A 3,660-nucleotide genomic window follows, 5' to 3' on the forward strand; every position below is an offset into this window, starting at 1 on the left:
AGGCGACAGGGGTCGCTTCTGAGCCTGGGCCTGGCCGCCGCGCTCGCCTGCGGGATGGTGCCCGCGGCGGCCCTCGCCGAGCCGGAGGGCCAAATCATAGAGACCCCCCCCCATCGAGTTTTCTGAGCCGGTAGGCGACGCCGCCGCAACCGGCGAGACCGCCCCGGCCGAGGGCGATCCACCCGTCTCTCCCCCTTCTCAATCTCCTAACACCGCCGATGGCGCCCCCGCTGACGCCTCGCTCGCCGCGCCGTCTTCCTCACCTTCCAACCGCATCACCCCGCCGCGCCGGCCCGGCAACGGCAGCAGCGCAACGGCGGCCGACATACTGGCCCAGACAATCGCCTCGGCTCAGCTGCCCCTGACCACGGCTTCCGAAACTCCTGTCGCCTTGCCAAATGAGGCCGCAGGCTCTTCCCCCGCCGAAGCGGCGGCGGCCGAAAGCGGCGACGCCTCGGCAACCGGGTCTCGGTCGACAGCAGCCCCCACGGCCGCCGGCCTGGTGGCCCTCAACGCGCCCAACGCCAGCACCGCCAGCCACACTCCCGATGCCGACGGCTGGGTCACCTGCGGCACCCTGCGCGTGAAGGGCGGCACCTACGGGAAGGACTTTATTTACTATCCCAGCGTCTTCCAATATCCCAAGGAGGACGGGACGGTGGTGAAGTACGGATACGGACAAGACGGCCACAATGCGGATATCCTCTTCGTCCTCTCAGACAAAAGGCTCTTCCTGAAAAATGCAGCCGGCGCCAACACCGAGACGCCAGCTGCTGCCGATGCCGCACGAACAGGCATCTGGATTGCCCCGGGCAACCACGCCGACATCACCCTGGCCGGTGTGAACATAGCAGCACGCCCTCATGGCGGGATTCCCGTGAACGTTATGACGAACATTGCCAGCACCGATACGAACTCATGGGCCCTCAAGGGATCGCAGGTGCGCAACCGCACAAGCCTGCATGTCACCCTGGCCGACGGCACCAAGAACTACCTCTTCGCCAATGCAGCGAACATGCCCGGTATTCGCTGCGGCGAGGGAAGCGATCTCACCATCGACGATGCCGAGCGCAATGCCGACGCGGCCGGCAACGAAGTGGTGCCCATCGGAGGGGCGATCAACGCCGCCACGACCCTCGCCAGCGGAAAGACGCTTCAACCTGGTGATCCCCATACGGCTCTCGACAGCGCAAACCCTGGAACGCTAGAGGTATGGGGCGGGTGTCTGGCATCTGGCGTCGGGGGCGCCTGCGAGGAGACCGGCGGAACCATGACCTTCAACGGCGGCGTCATCACCGTGCACGCCGATACCGCAAACTCTGTTGACTACCAGACGGGCGCAGGCATCGGCGGCGGCACCTGGGGCGGCGGCACCGATGGCGTCATCACCTTCAACTCGGGGATCTACGACGCTATCGGGAACTTCCATTCTAGCGGTGTCGGATCGGGTTGCGGCGCCAAGTCGATTCATACCTACGACTATGCCATCCCCCCCGACCACATTCCCTGCGAGGGTCGCCAGAATGGTAACTTCGTCTGGGAGTATGGCAGTGCCTACGCCACCGGCGTCCGCGCCGGCAACATCACCATCAACGGCGGCTTCATCAAGTCGACGGGAGCAGCTCACGCTGCCGGATTTGGCAACAGCTGCTCCACCTCGCCCAATACAGGAGGCACCATCCGCATCACCGGCGGCACCCTCTACCCCAACGCACCAGGCGTTCTGCCCGATTTCAACGCCGCGGGCGGCCACGTCATCATCACGGGCGGATCGGTGTACACCAACGGATCATTCGCGGGCATCGGCGACACGGCCTGGGGTAACGACGCGGCCCTGGCCCCCGGCTACGACCCGAGCGACCCCGAGGACGACAACAAGGTGTTCATGGTGACCATCGACCTGGGCGCCGACATGGCCGCGGCCGGCGAGGCGGGCGACAACCTCATCGAGAGCTGGAGCCTGAAGGTGGGCGGCGAGGACTACCCCTACGGCGCGCCCACCCAGCTCATCGACGGCAAGCTGTACCTGTGGCTGCCCAAATCGGCCATCCGGCAGACCGTGTCGGTGGACCTGTCCTACCGCGGCAAAGACGGCAAGATCCACCCCTTCGACACCCTGTTCCGCAACCCGGGGCAGGAGGACCAACTGAAGCGCTACGAGGACTTCGAGCTGCCCCCGGAGTACCTGGACAGCCTGGTGAAGCCCTACGACGGCCTGCCCTTCAAGACCTACGAGATCACGCCGGAGCACCCCCTGCGCACGCCCGAGGTGCTCTCCTACGACGAGGACGGCAACCCCAGCGAGTACCGCTGGCTCACCAACACCGACGACGTCGTCTACCGCTACCGCCCCTACGACAAGCGGGACGGCGTGCCCATTGGCAAGGAGGTGGACGGCGCTAACGGCGGCAAGGACATGCCCACCGACGTGGGCGTGATGAAGTTCACCATGGTGTCGCGCGAGTACTCCGGCTCGTCGGACCCGGCACTCGCCGACTTCGCCAACGGCTACTGGGGCCACCGCGCCACCGGCTGGTGCGAGATCACGCCCATCCCCTCGAAGGTGTCGCTGCTTTCGGCCGAGTGGGTGGAGGAGGCCGACGCCGACAAGAGGCCCGGCGCCGTGGAGCACCCCGCCACGAGCAAGCTGAAGGTGGTGGCCGAGGTGCGCGGGGGCACCTTCCCCGACGGGACCCCCACGGCCGACACGTGCAAGGCGCCCCAGGGATCGTTCCAGCTCTACGTGGACGGCGAGCCCGTGGGGCCCGTCACGCCCATCCGCTACACGGCCGGCACCGACGCCGAGGGCAACCCCGTGCCGGCCAACGCCACGGTGGTGCCCAACCCGGCCGACAGCCGCGGCTCCTTCGCCCACATCGAGTTTCAGGTGACGCCTGCCGACGCCGACCTGCTGTTCCCCGAGCCCGGCAAGGACAACACCCACGTGGTGTCGATGCGCTACCTGCCGCCCGACGAGGCCCAGCAGAAGGCGGGCGCGCCGGCGAACTACCTGGCCAGCGCGAGCCCGGCCGACGACCCCGACGCCGCGCCGAAGGTGGAGGTGGCCATCAAGCCCGTCGATCCGCAGGTGGAGGTGACGGGCGCGCCCGACCCCGATTGCACCGACCCCGACTTCCCCGCCCCCGACGTGCAGACGAAGCCGGGCGAGGCCACCGACCCCGCGAACCCCGACGGGGGCAAGACCTATCGGGGCACCATCACGACCACCTGGGGCGAGCCGAGCGAGGCCAACCCGCATCCCGGACGCGTGGTGCTGACGGTGAAGACGGAGTCGACCGCCCCCATCTCGGTGACCGACGCCAAGGGCAACGTGTTCGAGGCCGACTTCCTGCGCGGCGAGGACGGCGAGCCTGTGCGGGGCGAGGACGGAAGCTACACCCTCGTGCTGGATCCGACGGCGGTCGGCAAGGGGCAGCTCACCTTCAGGCAGGAGCCCAACGGCGCCTACACCGGCAGCACCTGGGTCTACGACGTCATGGTGCTCCCCCGGCCCGAGATCGCGCCCGCGCCCGCTCTGTCCAAGAAGGCCGAGAACCTGACGCACCCGGGCGGGCCCACCCAGCCCGGCGACCGCATCCGCTACACCATCGAAGCGTCGAACGGGGCGCCGGGGTCGCTTTGGACGGACGTGGTGGTGTC

1 protein-coding gene is annotated in these 3,660 nt (G+C 68.1%); it reads left to right on the forward strand.

Annotation, left to right across the window (positions count from 1 at the left end; all coding sequences use genetic code 11):
• Positions 1-502: 502 nt before the first annotated feature.
• Positions 503-3,660: autotransporter outer membrane beta-barrel domain-containing protein (locus tag C811_RS15535; RefSeq protein ID WP_016310676.1), on the forward strand; the 3,158-nt coding region annotated here is incomplete at its 3' end.

The sequence above is a fragment of the Adlercreutzia caecimuris B7 genome (genome assembly GCF_000403355.2).
Taxonomy (GTDB): Bacteria; Actinomycetota; Coriobacteriia; order Coriobacteriales; family Eggerthellaceae; genus Adlercreutzia; species Adlercreutzia caecimuris.